This window comes from Humibacter soli, assembly GCF_054779035.1.
This window is the reverse complement of the sequence record NZ_BAAGYX010000001.1, coordinates 1,639,392-1,658,005: the sequence shown is the minus strand read 5'-3', so window position 1 is coordinate 1,658,005 and position 18,614 is coordinate 1,639,392. Positions and strand designations below refer to the sequence as shown.

18 protein-coding genes are annotated in these 18,614 nt (G+C 68.3%); 15 read left to right on the top strand and 3 right to left on the bottom strand.

Translation table 11 applies throughout. From position 1 onward, the window contains the following. The first annotated feature begins 19 nt into the window (after window positions 1–19). Genes metG through ACYVDN_RS07760 form a run of 5 tightly spaced genes read left to right on the top strand, consistent with a single transcriptional unit; the run spans window position 20 to window position 5,068 of the window. Window positions 20–1,618, top strand: a complete 1,599-nt coding sequence (metG, locus tag ACYVDN_RS07780; RefSeq protein WP_460570081.1) for a methionine--tRNA ligase — start codon at window positions 20–22, stop codon at window positions 1,616–1,618. Window positions 1,619–1,621: 3 nt separating this feature from the next. After that, complete coding sequence (locus tag ACYVDN_RS07775; protein WP_460570079.1) at window positions 1,622–2,527, top strand: TatD family hydrolase; 906 nt, start codon at window positions 1,622–1,624, stop codon at window positions 2,525–2,527. Window positions 2,528–2,531: 4 nt separating this feature from the next. After that, complete coding sequence (gene rsmA / locus ACYVDN_RS07770; protein ID WP_460570077.1) at window positions 2,532–3,395, top strand: ribosomal RNA small subunit methyltransferase A; 864 nt, start codon at window positions 2,532–2,534, stop codon at window positions 3,393–3,395. 12 nt (window positions 3,396–3,407) lie between these two features. Next, a complete protein-coding gene (locus tag ACYVDN_RS07765) occupies window positions 3,408–4,067 on the top strand; it encodes a response regulator transcription factor (RefSeq protein ID WP_460570075.1) in 660 nt (219 codons plus the stop codon). Next, window positions 4,064–5,068, top strand: coding sequence for a sensor histidine kinase (locus tag ACYVDN_RS07760; protein ID WP_460570073.1), 1,005 nt, complete (start codon window positions 4,064–4,066; stop codon window positions 5,066–5,068). The genes ACYVDN_RS07765 and ACYVDN_RS07760 overlap by 4 nt, the downstream gene beginning before the upstream one ends. Here ACYVDN_RS07760 and ACYVDN_RS07755 read toward each other — a convergent pair. From ACYVDN_RS07755 to ACYVDN_RS07745, 3 genes are read right to left on the bottom strand one after another with little or no spacing between them, the layout of a single operon-like run. Then, on the bottom strand, window positions 5,022–5,879 hold the full coding sequence (locus ACYVDN_RS07755; protein WP_460570071.1) for an FAD:protein FMN transferase: 858 nt from the start codon (window positions 5,877–5,879) through the stop codon (window positions 5,022–5,024). The genes ACYVDN_RS07760 and ACYVDN_RS07755 overlap by 47 nt on opposite strands. An 11-nt stretch (window positions 5,880–5,890) precedes the next feature. Next, a complete protein-coding gene (locus ACYVDN_RS07750) occupies window positions 5,891–6,448 on the bottom strand; it encodes an FMN-binding protein (RefSeq protein ID WP_460570069.1) in 558 nt (185 codons plus the stop codon). Between the two features lie 34 nt (window positions 6,449–6,482). Further along, window positions 6,483–7,919, bottom strand: a complete 1,437-nt coding sequence (locus tag ACYVDN_RS07745; protein ID WP_460570067.1) for a ferredoxin reductase family protein — start codon at window positions 7,917–7,919, stop codon at window positions 6,483–6,485. A gap of 170 nt (window positions 7,920–8,089) precedes the next feature. On the opposite strand from ACYVDN_RS07745, the gene ACYVDN_RS07740 reads away from it, so the two are divergent. The 10 genes from ACYVDN_RS07740 (at window position 8,090) to ACYVDN_RS07695 (ending at window position 18,570) form a co-directional block, all read left to right on the top strand. After that, on the top strand, window positions 8,090–10,594 hold the full coding sequence (locus tag ACYVDN_RS07740) for a CDP-glycerol glycerophosphotransferase family protein (protein ID WP_460570065.1): 2,505 nt from the start codon (window positions 8,090–8,092) through the stop codon (window positions 10,592–10,594). Then, window positions 10,591–11,289 carry a phosphatase PAP2 family protein gene (locus ACYVDN_RS07735; protein WP_460570063.1) on the top strand — a complete coding sequence of 233 codons (699 nt, stop codon included), beginning with the start codon at window positions 10,591–10,593 and terminating at the stop codon, window positions 11,287–11,289. The genes ACYVDN_RS07740 and ACYVDN_RS07735 overlap by 4 nt, the downstream gene beginning before the upstream one ends. Continuing rightward, entirely contained in the window at window positions 11,286–11,966 is a 681-nt protein-coding gene (locus ACYVDN_RS07730; protein WP_460570061.1) for a response regulator transcription factor, read from the top strand. The genes ACYVDN_RS07735 and ACYVDN_RS07730 overlap by 4 nt, the downstream gene beginning before the upstream one ends. Beyond that, window positions 11,966–12,961, top strand: a complete 996-nt coding sequence (locus tag ACYVDN_RS07725; protein WP_460570059.1) for a sensor histidine kinase — start codon at window positions 11,966–11,968, stop codon at window positions 12,959–12,961. Before ACYVDN_RS07730 ends, ACYVDN_RS07725 begins: the two co-directional genes overlap by 1 nt. 69 nt (window positions 12,962–13,030) lie before the next feature. Continuing rightward, a complete protein-coding gene (locus tag ACYVDN_RS07720; protein WP_460570057.1) occupies window positions 13,031–13,180 on the top strand; it encodes a hypothetical protein in 150 nt (49 codons plus the stop codon). Window positions 13,181–13,304: 124 nt separating this feature from the next. Continuing rightward, window positions 13,305–14,864 (top strand): glycosyltransferase family 39 protein, encoded by a 1,560-nt coding sequence (locus ACYVDN_RS07715; RefSeq protein ID WP_460570055.1) that lies wholly within the window; start codon window positions 13,305–13,307, stop codon window positions 14,862–14,864. 26 nt (window positions 14,865–14,890) lie between these two features. After that, window positions 14,891–15,670, top strand: coding sequence for a COG4705 family protein (locus ACYVDN_RS07710; RefSeq protein ID WP_460570053.1), 780 nt, complete (start codon window positions 14,891–14,893; stop codon window positions 15,668–15,670). Between the two features lie 77 nt (window positions 15,671–15,747). Beyond that, complete coding sequence (locus ACYVDN_RS07705; protein ID WP_460570051.1) at window positions 15,748–16,461, top strand: SNARE-associated domain-containing protein; 714 nt, start codon at window positions 15,748–15,750, stop codon at window positions 16,459–16,461. Next, window positions 16,458–17,579 (top strand): acyltransferase, encoded by a 1,122-nt coding sequence (locus ACYVDN_RS07700; protein WP_460570049.1) that lies wholly within the window; start codon window positions 16,458–16,460, stop codon window positions 17,577–17,579. Before ACYVDN_RS07705 ends, ACYVDN_RS07700 begins: the two co-directional genes overlap by 4 nt. 52 nt (window positions 17,580–17,631) lie before the next feature. Further along, complete coding sequence (locus ACYVDN_RS07695; RefSeq protein WP_460570047.1) at window positions 17,632–18,570, top strand: 4-(cytidine 5'-diphospho)-2-C-methyl-D-erythritol kinase; 939 nt, start codon at window positions 17,632–17,634, stop codon at window positions 18,568–18,570. Window positions 18,571–18,614: the final 44 nt, after the last annotated feature.

Genomic DNA, 18,614 nt, shown 5'->3' with positions numbered 1-18,614 from the left:
GCCGCCTAGGATGGAACGCATGTCCGACGGCTCCTCGTTCTACCTCACGACGCCCATTTTCTATGTGAATGACGTCCCTCACATCGGGCATGCCTACACCGAGGTCGCGGCCGACGTTCTCACCCGCTGGCACCGCCAGTCCGGCGACGACACCTGGCTGCTGACGGGTACGGACGAGCACGGACAGAAGATCCTCCGCACGGCGACCGCCAACGGGCTCGAGCCCCGCGAGTGGGCTGACCGACTCGTGGCATCCGCGTGGAAGCCGCTTCTGGAGACCGTCGACATCGCCAACGACGACTTCATCCGCACCACGGACGAGCGGCACGAAGAAGCCGTCACCAAGTTCCTGCAGAAACTGCACGACGACGGTCACATCTACGCCGGCGAATACGAGGGCTACTACTGCGTCGGCTGCGAGGAGTACAAGCAGCGCGACGAGCTCGACGAGGCGCTCAGCGGTGAGTACCAGGGCCAGCTGGTCTGCAAGATCCACTCGCGGCCCATCGAGATCCTCAAGGAGAAGAACTACTTCTTCCGTATGAGCGACTTTGGCCAGCGGCTGCTCGACCTGTACGAGTCGCAGCCCGACTTCGTGCAGCCGGAGAGCGTGCGCAACGAGATCATCCAGTTCGTGCGGCAGGGGCTCAGCGACCTGTCGATCTCGCGCTCCAGCTTCGACTGGGGCATCAAGGTTCCGTGGGACCCGTCGCACGTCGTCTACGTGTGGTTCGACGCCCTGCTCAACTACACGACGGCGGTCGGCTACGGCGACGACCCCGAGCTGTTCGCCCGCCGCTGGCCCGCCTACCACCTGGTCGGCAAGGACATCGCGCGGTTCCACGCCGTGATCTGGCCGGCCATGCTGATGGCCGCAGGGCTCGAGGTGCCTCACCGCGTCTTCGGGCACGGTTGGCTTCTGGTGGGCGGCGAGAAGATGAGCAAGTCCAAGCTCACCGGCATCGCGCCGTCGCAGATCACCGACACGTTCGGGTCGGACGCCTTCCGTTACTACTTCATGCGCGCCATCAGCTTCGGACAGGACGGCTCGTTCAGTTGGGAAGACCTCTCCGCCCGCTACCAGGCGGAGCTCGCCAACGGCTTCGGCAACCTCGCATCACGCGTGATCGCGATGCTGCAGCGCTACTTCGACGGTGAGATCCCGGCCACCTCCGACGAGCAGAGCGAGCCGACCGAAGCCGACCTGAGGGTGCGGAAGACCGTCGCGGATGCCGCAACGAACGCCGACGCAGCCATCGAGCGCTTCGCGATCCACGAGGCGGTCGCGGCGATCTGGACCATCGTCGACGAGCTGAACGGCTACATCACCGAGCAGGAGCCGTGGACCCTCGCCAAGGACGAGGCCGACCGGGAGCGCCTGCAGACCGTGCTCGCCACGGCGGCCGAAGGGCTGCGCGCGCTCGCCGTGCTGCTCTCGCCGGTCATCCCGAAGGCGACGGGCAAGCTGTGGGAAGCGCTCGGTGCGCAGGATGCCCTCGGAGACGTCACCGCTCAGCCGCTCCGCGACGCGGGGCGGTGGGGCCAGCTGCCCGCAGGCATCCGCGTGTCGTCCCTCGAGGCGCTGTTCCCGCGCATCGAAGCCGCCGTCGTGGCCTGACCCATGCCCAACGATCCAAGCTATCCTCCGCTGCCGACACCCCTCGTGGTGCCGGTGTACGACAACCACACGCACATCGACCCGTCGGCCCGCCCCGGCCGCATCGAGGACGGGCACGCGCTCGACTACCGCGAGCAGCTCGACCGTGCGTCGGCCGTCGGCGTGCGAGGTGTCGTGCAGGTGGGGACCGATGTCGAGTCATCCATCTGGGCGGCCGAGACGGCGGCGATCGAGCCGCGCATGCTCGCAGCGGTGGCCATCCACCCCAACGACGCGCCGCAGCTGGGCGCCGACGGCACGCTCGACGATGCGCTCGCCGTGATCGACGGACTGGCGTCCCGGCCGCGGGTGCGTGCGATCGGGGAGACCGGACTCGACTTCTTCCGCACAGACGAGAACGGCCGCGCAGCCCAGTTCCGCTCGTTCGAAGCGCACATCGAGATGGCGAAGCGCCACGGCATCGCCCTGCAGATCCACGACCGTGACGCCCACGACGACGTCATCGCCACGCTGAAGCGCGTGGGCGCCCCTGAGACGGTGGTGTTCCACTGCTTCTCCGGCGGCGTCGAGCTCGCACAGACCTGCGCCGACAACGGCTGGTACATGTCCTTCGCCGGCACGGTGACGTTCAAGAACGCCCAGAACCTCAGGGATGCCCTCGAGATGGCACCCCGGTCACTGCTGCTCGTGGAGACCGACGCTCCCTACCTCACGCCGACGCCGTATCGCGGCAGGCCGAACGCGCCCTATCTCATCCCTCACACCGTGCGAGGCATGGCGGAGGCGATCGGAACGGATGTCTCCCTGCTCGCGGCTCAGCTCGCATCGAACACCGAGCTGGTGTACGGCAAGTGGGACTCCGAACCCGTCGCAGCGCCGCCGACGACGCCCATCGGCACGATCGCGTAGCGCCATGCAGCTTCTCGGCCCAGCGCACGTTCGGGATCTCGCCGAGCTCCTCGACGTCACACCGACGAAGAAGCTCGGCCAGAACTTCGTGATCGACGCCAACACGGTGCGACGCATCGTGCGCGTCGGCGATGTGGATGCCGGCGACGTCGTGCTCGAGGTCGGGCCCGGGCTCGGGTCGCTGACGCTCGGGCTGCTGGAGGCGGGGGCATCCGTCATCGCCGTCGAGATCGACGGCAGGCTGGCGGCCCAGCTTCCGATCACGGTGACGGAGCTGGCTCCCGAAGCAGCCTCGAGCCTGACCGTCGTGCATCAGGACGCCCTGAAAGTGACCGAGCTGCCGGTCGCCCCCTCGCGCCTTGTTGCGAACCTGCCGTACAACGTCTCGGTGCCCGTGCTGCTGCACCTGCTGCAGACCGTTCCCACGCTTAGCGCAGGCGTCGTCATGGTGCAGGCCGAAGTCGGGCAGAGACTCGCCGCCGCGCCCGGCTCGAAGGTGTACGGCGCGCCGAGCGTGAAGGCTGCCTGGTACGGGTCGTGGCGCACGGCCGGGCAGGTCTCTCGTCAGGTGTTCTGGCCGGTACCGAACGTGGACTCGATCCTCGTGGCGTTCGAACGTCACGAAGTTGCGGGCGACGAGGAGCTGCGCAAGCGTCTGTTCGCCGTCGTGGACGCCGCGTTCGGCCAGCGCCGCAAGATGCTGAGACAGTCGCTGGCCTCGGTGTTCGGCGACTCGGCGCGGGCATCCGCCGCTCTCGAATCCGTTGGGCTGCCGCCGACGGCACGCGGTGAGGAGCTCACGATCGAGCAGTTCACCGACCTCGCGCGGCAGGTGCCCCAGGGCGTGCAAGCGCAGGGGAGCGAGTGAGGGACGCAGGCCATGGAACAACCGCGGCTGCTCTACGTCGAGGATGATCGCGAGATCGCCGACATGGTGGTCGAAGTGCTCGGCGAGACCTACGAGGTCGATCACGTCTCCGACGGCGATACGGCAGTGCGGTTTGCGCTGACGCGCCGCTACGACGCCATGGTCGTCGATCGAAGGCTCCCGGGCTTCGACGGCGTCGAGCTCGTGCGTGCTGCTCGGACGGCACGCATCACGACCCCGATCCTGATGCTCACCGCGCTCGACACGACGCAGGACAGGGTCGAGGGGCTGGATGCCGGCGCGAACGACTACCTGGTCAAGCCGTTCGACTTCGAAGAGCTGCTCGCAAGGTTGCGGGCGCTTCGGCGCGGATTCCGCGCAGAGGGCAACCGCAGGTACTTGGGCGAGTGGCTGTACGTGCCCGACTCGCAGGCGCTCTATTCACCCGCCGGATCACGGGTCACGCTCACCGCGACGGAGAACGCCCTGATGGAGCTGCTCACCGACAGCCCCGAACACGTCTTCACCCGTGAGGAGATTCTCGCAGCGGTCTTCCCCGGCGGGGAGACACCCGGCTCCGTCGACACCTACGTGCACTTCATCCGGCGCAAGTCGGCGAAGGAGGTCATCGAGACGGTACGGGCGCGCGGCTACCGGGCCGGCACCTCATGAGCACGAGCGACGAGCAGCGAGCACGACGGGCAGCGTTGGCGGTCGGAGGCTTCGTCGGGATCGCCTCCGCCGTGATCATCACGGCAGGTGTGGTCATCCTGCTCGTCGTGATCCTGGTGACAGGACACCACGAGGGCGACCACCGCCCGCCACCGCCGGCGAACGGCGCGCCGATGCGGGGCGACAGCTTCGTCGTCGACGTCGATCACGTGCTGCCCTGGGTGATCGGGCTCGGGATCGTCGGGGTGGCGCTCCTGACGCTCGTCGCCTGGTTCGCCGCACGACGGGCCGCCGAACCGCTTGCGGAGGCCCTTCAGCTGCAGCGCAATTTCGTCGCCGACGCGAGTCACGAGCTCCGCACCCCGCTGACCGCGCTCAGCGCACGCATCCAGTTGCTGCAGCGCCGTCACCAGCGCGGTCAGCCCATCGACGACACGCTCCTCGACCTGCGCCGCGACGCCGACGCGATGACGGCACTGCTCACCGACCTGCTTCTGACGGCGGAGGGCACGAACGTGGTGCCCGACGTCCCGACCGTGGTGGCGGATGCCGCGCACGACGCCATCGAGGCCATGACACCGCTCGCGTCGGATGCCGGGGTCATCCTCGAGCTGCGTGCCGAGCCGTCCGTGCTGGTCGACGTGCCGAAGGTCACGGTGGCGAGGGTCGCGATCGTGCTGCTCGACAACGCCATTCAGCACGCACCGACCGGCAGCGCGGTGAGCCTGACGGTCGGCCGTGAGGGCCGGGCGACCACCCTGCGGGTCGCCGATCGAGGCGGCGGAATCGTCGGGATCGACCCCGAGCGCGTCTTCGACCGGTTCGCACGCTCGGGCGAGACCGGCCGCCGGCGCGGATTCGGCATCGGGCTTGCGCTGGTCAAAGAGGTCGCCACCAGGTACGGCGGCGATGTCACCGTGGAGAGCACCTCGTCAGAGGGGACGGTGTTTCTGCTCACACTTCCGGCAGCTCGGAGAGCCACGAACGATTCGAGGGCGTGAGCTCGACACCGCGCGCCCATCTGCGCACCCGGCCGTCGGAGGCGACCAGCATCCCCGACCGCAGTTGCGAAAGCGGCCCGGGCTGCGCGATCCATCCGAGGTCGTCGAATCCGGCGATGACGGCGGCGGTCGCCCAGAGGTCGGCGGCCTCGAGGCGGTCGGCGACGACGGTGGCGCTGGCGGTCGGTGTCGACCTCGCCTTCGACCGAGAGGCGGGATCGTGGGCGCGGGGGTCGACGATGTGCGAGCCACGCTCCGCCGTGCCCGACGTGGCGACCGCGCCGTCACGCACCGCGAGGGTGGCGACCACACCTCCGGGGTGCGCCGGGTCGGCGATGCCGACGCGCCACACCCAGTCGGAACCCGGGGAGGTGAACAACTGCATGTCGCCGCCGACGCCGATCCCGACCGCCTCGACGCCCGGCACTCCGAGCAGGGGAGCCAGGGTTCGGTGCGCCGCGAGGTCGGTCGCCCACCCCTTCACGTAGCCGGTCGGGTCGAACCAGCCGGCGTGCCACGCGTCGAAGAGTCCGTCGGTGGCATCCAAAGCCGTCTCGCACGCCCGATGCACCACTGACACCCGGGTGTCGGCATCCTCGAGCTCGAGCTCCCCGCGCCGCATCCGCGAGATGTCCGACTCCTGCAGGAACGGCGAGAAGACCCTCTCGACATCGGCCAGCTCGTCGAAGCAGTCGTCGGCCGCCGCGTCGACGAGGTCGTCGTCGACCGAACCGATGAGGTGGACGCTCGCGACGGTGCCCATCAGCGTCGCGGTGCGCACCGATCGGGCGGCATCGTGCTGGGTGCTCATGCCGGGGCCGCTCACGCGTGCGCCTCGTCGATGGCGCTCTGCAGAGACTGCAGGTAGCCGTCGCTGGTGTAGGTGGCACCGGAGACCATGTCGATGTGCGCGCTCTGAGCGTTCAGCGACTCGGAGACGAGCTGCGGGATCGCCTGCTGGTTGATCTCCTGGTCGCGAAAGCTCTCCGTGGGGTACTCGGGCACGGCGACATTCGTGATCTTGCCGCTCGACACGGTGATCTGCACCTGCACGGGGCCGTACCTGGTGTCGACGGCCTGCCCGGTGAAGATGCCGTCCTTGAGCGAGCTGCCGGACGTGCCGGACGACGGGGAGGCCGATGGCGACGAGGACGCGGTCGAGCCCGATCCGCCCGAACCCGACGTGCCGGAGCTCGATCCGCTCGACTGGGTGCCGCTCGACGAGCCGGTCGACGACGAGCCGTTCGACGACGCCGTTCCCGTTCCGCTCGTCTCTCCCGTCGACGCCGTCGGCGCGACGCTCTGCAGCGACGTGCGGTAGCTGAACAGCAGCACGACCCCGGTCAACGTCGCCAAGAGTCCGTAGACGATCTTCTTCATCGTTCTCTCCATCTGTCCGTTCTGCCGCCGGCGCTCAGACCGTGAACCGCTCAGTGTGGATGCGGGATGACGGCAGCCCGGCCTCCCGCAGGTCGCTCGTCACGCTCTTCATCCAGGCCTCAGGTCCGCACACGAAGACGTCGTAGTCCTCAAGGTCGGGCGCGAGGTAGTGCAGCAGGTCGTCGCCGCCCCATGCCGCATGCGTCTGCGGAAGCCACGGCGACGCGCCGTGAGATCGTGGCCCGTCGAGTCGCGCGAATCGGATGCCCCGCCGCTGCACCAGCTCGGTGATCGCCGAGCCGCGAAGCCCAGCGCTGCGCTCGCTGTCCCGTGCGAGCAGGATCGCGTCCCCCGGCGCATAGGGCTCCGCCTCGAGAATCGACACCAGCGGTGCGACCCCTGCGCCTGCCCCGATCATGAGCAGCTTGCGCCCGGTGCGCGCTCGGCCGGTCATCCGTCCGAACGGTCCCTCGAAGACGACGCGGGTGCCGCGCTTCAGCGAGGTGAGGCGTTGAGTGCCGTCCCCGAGGATGCGTGCCGAGATGGTCAGCTGGTCCCCTGAGGGGGCCGCCGCGAGGGAGAACGGATGCCCGCGCATCCATCCCGGTCCGTCGAGGAACCGCCACACGAAGAACTGCCCCGCTTCTGCACGAAGCCGCGAAAGGGCGTGTCCCTGCATACGCACGAGAACACCGCGGTCGCCGTCCGGCTCGACGGACACGACGCGCACGCGGTGCCGCATCGAACGCACAGCGGGCACGAGCACTCGGTAGACCACGATCGCGAGAGCCGCCGCCGCCCACAGCGACCACCAGTACACGGTCGCGAGCGGCGACGAGAGAAAGTCCGCACCTGTCCAGAGCATGTGCGGTATCGACAGGCCGACGCCCAGGTAGGCGTAGAGGTGCAGCAGGTGCCACGACTCGTACCGAAGCCGGCGACGCGCGCGCCGCATCGACAGGATGACCACCATGATGAGCAGCCCGGTGCCGGCCGTCGCGAGCAACATGCCGGGGTAGTCCCAGACGAACTGCCACGCCTGCACGAGCACGTTGACATTGCTCTCGATCGCGTAGCCGAACGTGATCAACACGATGTGCGCCAGCATCAGCCAGAACGACCAGAAGCCGACGAGGCGGTGCATCCTGGTGATGCCCTCGCGCCCGAATCCGCGCTCGAACAGCGGAATGCGCGCCATCAACAACACCTGGTACAGCAGCAGGTTGGCGGCGACAAGGCCGCTGATCCTGCCGAGCGTGTCGAAGGCGCCGCCCGCGCCGCTGGTCAGATCGTGCACCACGCCGCCCGAGATCCAGAGCGCGACGACGAACAGGCTGGTGAGCCAGATGACGGTCACGGCTGAAAGACGCCACCAGTCGGTGTCCGGCCGCAGGCGCGTCTCGGCCACGCCGGGGAGCGAGACGGTGGTGTGCGGCGGCGGCCCTGCGACATCCTGCTGATAGGTGGCCATGATGCGATCGTCCAGGCCGTCTTTTGAGACCAGCACAAGAATCGAGCCTCCTCAGGAAGCTTCGGGAAGACACATAGCTGCGCCAGAAGTCGGCGGCTGCCGGGTGGCCTCTGAGAGCGATCTTGGAGCAAGTCGCGAATATTCTGGAGGTCCAGCAACCAGGAGTCTTCGTGAAGTCACCCGTCGTCCGCATCCGCCGTCAGCTCACGCGCGCGCGTCGAGCCGCGCAGTTCGACCACCACGCGTATTGGCGCAAGCGGCCGGTGCGGCAGGGCAGCGTGCTCTACGAGTCGTTCTCGGGCAACGGCGCGCTGTGCAACCCTGAGGCGATCTTTCGCGGACTGCTCGCCGACCCCGAGTTCGCCGAGTTCGAACACACCTGGGTGCTCGCCGACCCCGAGTCGGAGCGCGACCTGCTCGCCGAGTTCGCAGGCGATGACAGGGTGCGGTTCGTTCGCTACCGCAGCGCCGGCTACTACCGGGCGCTCGCGACGAGCCAGTACCTGATCAACAACGCGACCTTCCCTGCGGAGTTCAGCAAGCGCGCGGGCCAGGTCTACCTGAACACCTGGCACGGCACGCCGCTCAAGCTGATGGGGTTCGACATGCCGGACGGCGCGCTGGACTCCGCGAACACGCTGCGCAACTTCCTCTGCGCCGACTATCTGCTCGCCGCCAACGACTTCATGGCGGAGCAGATGTACGAGAGGGCCTACCGTCTGACGAACGTGTACCAGGGCCGCATCATCACGGAGGGCTACCCGCGCATCGACCGGCAGCGGCTCACCCCGATCGAGACGGCGAGCGCGATGGCCGCGCTCGAGCGCGCAGGCGTCACGACAGAGGGTCGCGGCATCGTGCTGTACGCGCCGACCTGGCACGGAGAAAGCTTCTCCACGCCGGAGGATGACATCGACGACCTCGTCACCACCGTGAAGCAGCTGCAGAACGAGCTCGGGTCCGACCACATCGTGCTGCTGAAGACGCACCAGATCGTGCACGGGTTCGCGGCGTCGCGGCCGGAACTGCGTCGCATCCTGGTGCCCAACTCGGTGCCGACGAACGTGATCCTCGGCCTCTGCGACGGCCTGATTACCGACTACTCGTCGATCTTCTTCGACTACCTGGCGACGGGAAAGCCGATCGTCTTCTCCACTGCCAATGCCGCCGGATACTCGGAGACCCGCGGCACGTACTTCCCGCCGGAGGAGCTGCCCGGCCCGGTCGTCGACGACCCGGCCGCTGCCGGCCGCGCGATGTCGGACCTGCTCGGCGGCGCCGAGCAGTGGCCGTCGTACGAGGAGTGGCGGCAGCGGTTCGCGCCGCGCGAGGACGGCTCCGTGACGCAGCGCGTGATCGACATCGTCTTCAAGGGTCTGACCGAGGGCCGCGAGGTACGCCCCGCCCGTCGCGACGGGCGCGAGCGGCTGTTGTTCTTCGTCGGCGGCATGAGGTCGAACGGCATCACCACAGCCGCGCTGAACCTGCTGCGCGCCATCGACCACGAGCGATACGACGTCACGGCTTTGATGACGTATTCGCGACGCGAATGGCATCGTGCCAACCAGTCGCTGGTCCCGCCGGAAGTGAGGCAGGTCTTCCGACTCGGCGGCATGAACGGAAGCAAGCTCGTGCAGCTGCGCCGCAAGCTCGACGAGCGGCGCGGCGACACCACGCTGCACGCCGACCCCGCCAGGTACAAGGCGCTGTGGGACGACGAGTGGGCGCGCGTCTTCGGCGACGCTCGCTTCGACTGGGTCGCCGACTTCAGCGGCTACGGGCCGTTCTGGGCGACCCTGCTGCTGCACTCGCCCGATGCGCCCCGTGCGATCTGGCTGCACAACGAGATGGCCGCCGACCGTCACCGCGAGGTGAACGGCAAGAAGCGCATGCTGCGCAGCCTTGGCCGTGTCTTCGAGCTGTACTCGTCGTTCGACCGACTGGTCTCCGTCTCGCCGAGGCTCACCGAGCTCAACAGCAGGGAACTCGCCGAGTTCGCGCCTGCGGATCGCTTCGTGACCGTGCGCAACCTGCCGAACGTGCAGCGTGTGCTCGATGGGGTGCAGGAGCCGCTCGAGACTCTCGACGGTCATCCGATCGACGAGGAGACGTTCGAGGCGATCGTCCCCCCGTGGGTCCCGGAGCTCCAGGAGCACAAGGGCAGGTGGTTCGTCACCGTCGGCAGGCTCTCGCCCGAGAAGAACCACGCGCGGCTCATCCGTGCCTTCGCCGCCGTGCACGCCGAGCATCCCGACACCCGGCTGCTGATCGTCGGAACGGGCCCGCTCCGCGCCGAGCTCGAAGAGCAGATCCAGTCGCTGCGACTCGGCGGCATCGTCACGCTCACCGGCGCCTACCAGAACCCCTTCGCGATCATGGCCGCTGCTGACTGCTTCGTGCTCTCGAGCGTGTACGAGGGCCAGCCGATGGTGCTCCTCGAGGCGGCGGTGTGCCGTCTCCCGATCGTCTCGACCGCGTTCTCGTCGGTGCACGACTCCCTGCCGGGCGACTCGATCCACGTGGTCGGGCAGAGCGACGTCGCCCTCAGGGACGGCATGATCGCGTACCTGAACGGGGAGGTCGCGGAGAGCGGCCTCGACATCCCCGCCTACCAGGCGGAGGTCACGAGCGAGTTCGCGGCTCTGGTCGCAACGCCGGCACACGAGAGGACATGAACGGGACGGCCACTCCCGTCGCGTTGCGTCCGGTGCGACATCCGTGGCTCCTCGCCGTGATCGGGATGGCGGGCATCGCGCTCACGATCGTGATCGGTCTTCTCGTGACCCACTCGGCCTCGTGGACGGCGGTGGAGACCAGGGCCCCCGAGGCCATCGCGTCGAACCGCACCGCGCTAGGCCTGTCGGCTGCGCAGTTCGTCGCCTGGCTGTTCGGTGTCGCGGTTGCGCTCTGCCTGAGCCTCGTGATCGCTGTCGTGATCTGGCTCGTGACGAGGTCGCTGACGAGAGCCGTCGTGTTCTGCGCGGTCGTGCTTCTGTGCTGGAGTGCGACGGCGGCGATGAAGCACATCATCCAGCGGCCGAGGCCTCAGTTGAGCGCCGCGGTCGTCGCGACACCTCACGGGTTCAGCTTTCCCAGCGGGCACACGGCCCTTGCGTGCGCCGTGGTGATCGGATTGCTGCTGACCCTGCGCGACTGCCGGCATCGGTGGGCATATGTGACGGGCGGTGCCGTCGTCGTCGCGATCGTCGCCTGGTCACGCCTCTATCTCGGGGTGCACTACCCGACGGATGTCGCTGCATCGGTCCTGTTGACGGTCTCGGCCGCCTGCATCGTGATACCCCTGATCCTGAACGTCGTGCTGCCCGCGATCCACGGCCCGCGACGACGACACGCGGGAGGCGCACCATGACAGTGGCTGACGAGACCCGGGCGCGCCCCTACCTGCTGCTCATCGAGGACGACCCTCGACTGGGCCCGCTGATGGCCAAGGTGCTGCAGGCCTCCTTCGAGGTCGAGTTGATCGCCGACGGGCAGGCGGGGTTCGAGAGAGCGGAGACGGGCGACCACGACGTGATCGTCCTCGATCGCCGACTGCCGACCCTCGACGGGCTGAGCATCGTGCGCAAGCTGCGCGACGCGAGGGTGGTCACCCCGATTCTGCTGCTCACGGCGCTCGGCACGACGGCCGACAAGGTCGACGGACTCGACGCCGGAGCCAATGACTACCTGGTCAAGCCGTTCGAGTACGACGAGCTCACTGCGCGACTGCGCGCGCTGACCAGGCGCTTCGATCCGCAGGGCGTGGGGATGCCGGTGGGGGACTGGACCTTCTACCCTGACGATGCCTGCATCTACTCGCCGCACATCGGGCGCATCCTGCTCACGCCTCGTGAGAACGCACTGCTCAGGCTGTTCGCCGACCATCCGGATCGTACGTTCACCAGAGAGCAGATCTTGCGCGCAGTGTTCAGCTCGGACGACCAGCCGGGCACCGTCGACACCTACGTGCACTATCTGCGGCGCAAGACCGACAAGGACGTCATCCTCACGGTGCGTCGCAGAGGCTACCGTCTGGGGCAGCTCTGATGGCTCGTCGCCCGCGGCCGATCGGTGGGGATGCCGCAGCCATCGCCCACGCGTCGCGCGTGGTCACGGCACGCATCACCATCGCCGCCGCAGCGATCGTCGTGCTGGTCGTGGCGGCGACGGCCGCGTTCATCCTCGATCAGTCGCGGCCCAGCGAGTTGCTGGAGAAGCCGCAGCCGGGCCAGACGAAGATCTACGTCGACGCGGACGACCTGCTGATCGCCATGATCGGCGTCGGCGCGATCGCGATCGTGCTCGCCGGCTTCCTCAGCTGGGTGATCGCCCGCGGCGCGGTCGAGCCGCTCGGGGAGGCGCTGCGCATCCAGCGCACGTTCGTCGCGGATGCCAGCCACGAGCTTCGCACGCCGGTCGCCGTCGTCGCCGCGCGCGTCGAGGTGCTCAAGCAGGAGATCGACGCGGGGGATGACCCCGGCGACAACCTCAGGGAGCTGCAGCACGACGTCCGCCTGCTGGGAGACGTGATCACCGACCTTCTCCTCGCCGCGGCCCCGCCGGCGGAGCGGGAACAGGAAGGGCCGGTTCATGTCGCAGAGGTGGTGGACGACACACTGACCGACCTGCGCATCCTGGCGGAGCCGAGGGGCGTCGTTCTCGACGCAACGGTCGACGGTGATATCGCCACGACGATGCCGCGCACCTCGCTGCGCCGTTGCGTCGTCGTGCTCGTCGACAACGCGATCGGCCACTCTCCCGATGGCGGAACCGTCGGGGTGAGGGTCGCGTCGACCAGGGACAGGCAATGGTTCACCCTCGCGGTCGAAGACCACGGCTCCGGCATCAGCGGCGTCGACCCCGGTCGACTGTTCGAGCGGTTCGCGCACGGCGACGACGCGGTCACCGGACCCGTGCGCACCGGATACGGCATCGGGCTGTCTCTGGTGCGCGATCTCGCAGACCGCTACGGCGGACGCATCGAGGTGACCGACACGTCGAGCGCAGGCACCACCTTCACGCTCCACCTCCCGCGCGCCTGAACCGGCCTCTGGGACGTATCTGGGAACGGCTCGTGAACGCTGGACGAAGAAGCGGATCGTGGAGGTGCCGTGAAGGTGAAATGGATCGTGGGAACAGCGGTGGTGGCCACCGTTGCACTTGCGACGATCGCCTTTCTCGGCCTGGCCCTGCTCGGCGATGAAGTGCGGCTCCGCAACGAGGAGTGGCCACTCGACGAGCGGGACTGGAGCGAGGACTGACTGAGGAACGATTCAGACGACTTCCGCATGACGGCCTGGTGATCGTGCTCGGCGGGCCATTCTTGCTTGGCCGCTGCTGGGAACGCTTAGCCTGTTCTGGGAGAGTTTCGCATTGACTCCGGGCATGCTCGAACTCACTCTGCCGGCAGCGCAATCGTCCGCCGTGCGGGGTGCCGGACCGCGCCGTCTTGGGCTGGTCACGCTCGTCGTCGGAGCCGTCGCGACGGTGATCGGCCTGATCGGGTCGTGGATCCCGTCGCTGTGGGGCGACGAGGCGGCGAGCATGATGTCGGCGACCCGACCGCTCGGCAGCCTCGTCATGATGCTCGGTCACGTGGATGCCGTTCACGGCCTCTACTACGTGGCATTGCACTTCTGGGTCGAGGTTTTCGGTTCGAGCCCGTTCGCACTTCGATTGCCGAGCGCGTTCGCGATCGGCGTCGCCGCTGCCGCCGTCACCTGGATGTGCGGGCGTCTCGGCTCCCTCAGACTCGCCCTGTTCGCCGGCGGGATCGCTGCGATCCTCCCGCGTCTCACCTACGCCGCCGAGGAGGCGCGCGCCTACGCATTCGATGCCGCGATCGCCGCGGTGATCTGCGCCGTGGTCGTCGAGATCGTGCTGAGGGCGCGGCGATCGCCTGCGGAGCGGACGACCCGACTGTGGGTCGCCTACGGCGCCCTTCTCACGCTCGGGGTCTACTCGTTCCTCTACGACGGCCTGATGGCCCTCGCCGTCGGTGCGTTCTTCGCCGTCACGCCGTCTGTGCGCAGGCAGCTGAGGCCGTGGGCGCTCAGCACGGGAGCGGCGCTCGTCTGCAGCATCCCTCTCATCGTCTTCGCGTTTCTGGAACGTTCCCAGATCTCCTATCTGGTGCACCAGACCGAGGTCACGCCGTTCTCGGTGCTGGTGCAAATGTGGTTCGCCGCGGTGCCGTTCGCGATCGTCGCGTGGGTGCTCATCGCGATCGCGGTGGGCGACCTGGTGGTGAAGGCGGTGCGCCAACGCCGTGAGCGCGCCCAGGGCGAGGTCACGCCGATCGAGCCCGACCCGCGACGCGACCTGGTCGTGCTCGCGCTGTGCTGGCTGCTGATCCCGATGGGACTGCTCGTCATCACGAGCCCGGTGCTGGCGGGCTTCACCGCGCGTTACGGAACGTTCGCGGCGCCTGCGGCGGCCGTGCTGATGGCCGTCGCAGTCGACCGCATCTCCCGGCGAGTGTGGATGGCGGCCGTGCCCGCCGCGCTCATCCTGGCCACGGCGGTTCCGGTGTGGGTCGGGCAGCGCGAGGCGTATGCCATGAACCAGTCCGACTGGAACGAGATCGCCGCGACGATCCAAGCTCACGCTCAGAAGGGCGACGGGATCGTGTTCGACGAGGGGGAGCGTCCTTCGCGGCGAACCAGGCTCGCCATGAACACCGACCCCGCGGCGTTCTCGGCGGTGCGCGATGTGGACCTTCGCTCTCCGTACGCGTCGAACCCGACCTGGTACGACACGACCTACACGGTTGACGAGGCGGCGTCGCTCGGCCGATTCGCCGGCGTCGACCGTGTCTGGGTCGTCGAGTACTCGCTCGCGGGCCACACTGACACCTGGGGCATCCCGTCGCTCGAGCGGCTGGGGTATCACTCCACCGAACAGTTCGTCGATCACACCAGCGTCATCTCGCTGTTCACCCGTTGACCCACTCCCGAAAGACTCGACGCCCCATGACCGGCACCGCCCTCCGTCCGCGCGCGAAAGCACAGCGTGTTCCCGATCCCACGCCGCTGTTCTGGATCACGAAGGGCGTCTCGACGGCCATGGGCGAGGCGGTCTCCGACTTCTCCATCCACGTGATGCCGCCCGTGCTCGCCGTGCTGTGCGGCTTCGGGCTCTTCATCATCGCGCTGATCGTTCAACTCACGCGTCGCCGATACACCCCGTGGGCGTACTGGACGGCGGTCGGCATGGTCGGTGTCTTCGGCACCATGGCCGCCGACGTGATGCACGTCGCTCTCGGCGTGCCGTACGCGGTGTCGACGCTGTTCTACGCCGTCGTGCTTGCGGCGGTGTTCCTGCTCTGGTTGCGTTTCGAGCACACCCTGTCGGTGCACGAGATCCGCAACCTGCGTCGGGAGCTGTTCTACTGGGCGGCCGTCGTCGCCACGTTCGCGATGGGCACCGCACTGGGCGACCTCGCCGCCGTGGGGCTCGGGCTCGGCTACCTCGCGTCGATCGTGGTGTTCGCGGTGGTCATCCTCATTCCGGCCCTCGGGTACCGGTTCCTGCGCTGGAACGCGGTGTTCGCGTTCTGGTTCGCCTACGTGGTGACGCGCCCGCTTGGCGCCTCCATCGCCGACTGGTTGGGCAAGCCCGTGGCGGAGGGCGGGCTCGGAGTCGGCGAGGGATGGACATCCCTCGCCCTCGTGGTCCTCATGGTCTGCCTCGTCGCGGCGATGTACGTCGGCGCGCCGCGCAGGCAGCGCGCTTTCGCCGTGGATTCGTAGGTCAGTCGTTTCTTGGAGCCGGGCCGTGAGGCTGAAGGTCGACCCTTCATCGCTCAGCCCTCGCAAGGAGAACGACCGTGCACCTGCTCTCGACGCTGCTCAGCATCACCCCGTCGGCCGCAGGCGCCGTCGTCCACACGTCGTCGACCAGCGTCGCGTATGCGGGGTGGCTCGAGTCGGCGGGGCCATGGCTGCTCGTCATCGTCGCCGTCTTCGTGATCATCGAGACGGGGCTGCTCTTCCCGTTCCTGCCAGGCGACACGCTGCTCTTCGCTGCTGCGATCATGGCCGGTGCGGCAGGGGTGCCCGTTCCGCTGCTCATCGTCGTCGCGGCGGGGGCGGCGATCCTGGGAGACCAGATCGGCTATCTGATCGGCAGGCGGTTCGGTCGGGGCCTGTTCAAGGATGACGCACGCATTCTGAAGACGAAGTACCTGGTGCGCACCGACGCGTTCTTCGAGAAGTACGGACCCTTCGCGATCGTGCTCGCCCGCTTCGTGCCGCTGGTGCGCACGTTCGTGCCGCCGCTGGCAGGGGCATCCACCATGCGCTACCGCGTCTTCCTGCTCTGGAACATCGTCGGAGGCGTCGCATGGGCGACCGTCATCAGCGTTGCCGGATTGCTGCTGGGTAAGATTCCCTTCGTGGGTTCCAACCTCGACGTCATCTCGGTCGTCATCCTCGTGCTCTCCCTGGCGCCGTTCGGCGTCTCGTACCTGCGGAGCAGGCGGCGCGCGCGCCGCGATGTGGTGACGACGGAATCGGCAGGCGGGCCGGCTTCGCTTTCGTGACGGCGTCTCACCCTCAGGTAGGCGGCACGACCAAGAAGAGGAGCCGCAAACTCTACGAGCTCGAGGTCGTGCGCGTGCTCACCTTCGCGTGCGTGATCGCGGTGCACGTCGTCAGCCACACGGCGCGGGGGGATGTACCGCTCATCGCCTCGCTGATGCTGCTGCACTTCACCAGAGAGGTCTTCTTCGCCCTCACGGGGTTCGTGCTGACCCTCAGCTATCTGCGCCGTCCGCAGCCGATGCGCACGTTCTGGCCGAAGCGGTTCCTCCTCGTCGGCGTCCCCTATCTGGTGTGGTCGCTGATCTACTGCATCGTCGACCAGGTCGGGCATCCGTTCGATCTCGGCGCCTTCGTGGTGCACTACCTGTGGGCGGTGCTGACCGGCACGGCGTTCTACCACATGTACTTCCTGCTCGTCACGATGCAGATCTACCTGCTGGCGCCTCTGCTGTTCCGGCTCGTGGTCTGGAGCAGACGCTGGCACTGGCTGGTGCTCGCCATCGCGTTCGCCGGCCAGCTGACGACGAGCTCGCTCGACGCCTACGCTCCGGGGTCCCTGCACTGGCTCAACATCGTCACCAACGTGATCAACTACCAGGCGTTCGTGATCGGGGGTGCGATCGCTGCCGACCACGTGCCTGCCGTGATGGCATTCGTTCGCGCGCACAGGCGCGGCATCGCGATCACCACGGTCGTCGCCGCGATCCTCACGCTCGGGGTGTACTTCTTCCAGGTGTTCGTCGTCGGGTACTCGCCGTATCGTGCCGCGACGGCATACCAACCAGCGGTCATCCTGTGGTCGGTCGTCGCGGGCGTCGCCCTGATGGCGATCGGAGCGTGGTGGATCGACAGGCGAGCGGATGCACCGCATCGCACCCTCGACTACCTGTCCGATCGATCGTTCGGCGTCTTCCTCGCGCACCCGCTCGTGCTCTGGGCGCTCCTCGCGGTCGCGGGGTCGCTGTTCGACTCGTGGCCGCCGGTCGTCGTGGCGCTCGTCGCGTATCCGATCGTGGCGCTCGGGGCGCTCGGAATCGCGGATGGCGCGCGCAGGAGCATCCTGAGCCTTCCGCTTGCAGGACGCAGGCACACCCCTCGGCTGAAGAACACTCCGTGACCGACCGCGGGCCCGTTCGAGACCCGCTTCCCGAACCCGTAGGTTGGTAGTCATGACCGCTGTGAGCATGGGGCTGCCCATCCACACCCGTGCCCCTGGCAAGGTCAATCTGTACCTCGGCGTCGGCGCGGTCGGCGACGATGGCTATCACGATGTCGCGACGGTCTATCAGGCCGTGTCGCTCTACGAAGACGTTCGCGTCTGGCCGGCCGAGACGATCTCGGTCGGCTTCACCGGCCCCATCGACTGCTCTGGGCTGCCGACGGATGGCCGCAACATCGCCGTGCGTGCGGCCCAACTCGTCGCCGATGCGGCAGGCGTGCCGGGCGGGGTGCGCATCGAGATCGAGAAGAACGTCCCCATCGCAGGAGGCATGGGCGGAGGATCGGCGGATGCCGCAGCGACGCTCGTCGCGTGCGATGCGCTGTGGGATGCCGGCCTCAGCCGGGAGCGGCTGCACGAGCTGGCGGCCGAGCTGGGAGCCGACGTGCCGTTCGCGCTCTCCGGCGGAACGGCGATCGGGCTGGGACGCGGTGACGAGCTGAGCCCCGTGCTCACGCAGGGCCGGTTCGACTGGGTGCTCGTGCTGCCCCGGGGCGAGCTGTCCACGCCTGCCGTGTACCGTGAGCTCGACCTTCACCGGGAACGGCACGCGGGGGAGCTGGCGCCGGTCGTCGAGCATCCGACCGTGAACACCGAGCTGCTGCAGGCGCTGCGTGCAGGCGATCCGGCGATGCTGGCCGAGAACCTCGCGAACGATCTGCAGGCCCCTGCCATCCACCTCTCCGACGAGCTCGCCGACGTGCTCGAGCTGGGGGAGCGCAGCGGCGCCCTCGCCGGGCTGGTGTCGGGGTCGGGCCCGACGGTCGCGTTCCTCGCCGAGGACCGGGAGTCGGCGATCGACCTGCAGATCGCGCTGAGCGCGGCGCAGCTTCGCGCCGCACGCGTCTCCGCACCCGTGCACGGCGCGCGGGTGATGCCGCCGTCCTAGCCCCTCCGCCGGTCGACCCTTCCGTCGCGCACACCGACGGGTGA

Coding starts and splice junctions, on each gene's coding strand:
- ACYVDN_RS07745 (WP_460570067.1), bottom strand. CDS start 7,919: ATGGCCACCTATCAGCAGGATGTCGCAGGGCCGCCGCCGCACACCACC.
- ACYVDN_RS07730 (WP_460570061.1), top strand. CDS start 11,286: ATGACAGTGGCTGACGAGACCCGGGCGCGCCCCTACCTGCTGCTCATC.
- ACYVDN_RS07715 (WP_460570055.1), top strand. CDS start 13,305: ATGCTCGAACTCACTCTGCCGGCAGCGCAATCGTCCGCCGTGCGGGGT.
- ACYVDN_RS07750 (WP_460570069.1), bottom strand. CDS start 6,448: ATGAAGAAGATCGTCTACGGACTCTTGGCGACGTTGACCGGGGTCGTG.
- rsmA (WP_460570077.1), top strand. CDS start 2,532: ATGCAGCTTCTCGGCCCAGCGCACGTTCGGGATCTCGCCGAGCTCCTC.
- ACYVDN_RS07765 (WP_460570075.1), top strand. CDS start 3,408: ATGGAACAACCGCGGCTGCTCTACGTCGAGGATGATCGCGAGATCGCC.
- ACYVDN_RS07760 (WP_460570073.1), top strand. CDS start 4,064: ATGAGCACGAGCGACGAGCAGCGAGCACGACGGGCAGCGTTGGCGGTC.
- ACYVDN_RS07725 (WP_460570059.1), top strand. CDS start 11,966: ATGGCTCGTCGCCCGCGGCCGATCGGTGGGGATGCCGCAGCCATCGCC.
- ACYVDN_RS07755 (WP_460570071.1), bottom strand. CDS start 5,879: ATGAGCACCCAGCACGATGCCGCCCGATCGGTGCGCACCGCGACGCTG.
- metG (WP_460570081.1), top strand. CDS start 20: ATGTCCGACGGCTCCTCGTTCTACCTCACGACGCCCATTTTCTATGTG.
- ACYVDN_RS07695 (WP_460570047.1), top strand. CDS start 17,632: ATGACCGCTGTGAGCATGGGGCTGCCCATCCACACCCGTGCCCCTGGC.
- ACYVDN_RS07775 (WP_460570079.1), top strand. CDS start 1,622: ATGCCCAACGATCCAAGCTATCCTCCGCTGCCGACACCCCTCGTGGTG.
- ACYVDN_RS07735 (WP_460570063.1), top strand. CDS start 10,591: ATGAACGGGACGGCCACTCCCGTCGCGTTGCGTCCGGTGCGACATCCG.
- ACYVDN_RS07710 (WP_460570053.1), top strand. CDS start 14,891: ATGACCGGCACCGCCCTCCGTCCGCGCGCGAAAGCACAGCGTGTTCCC.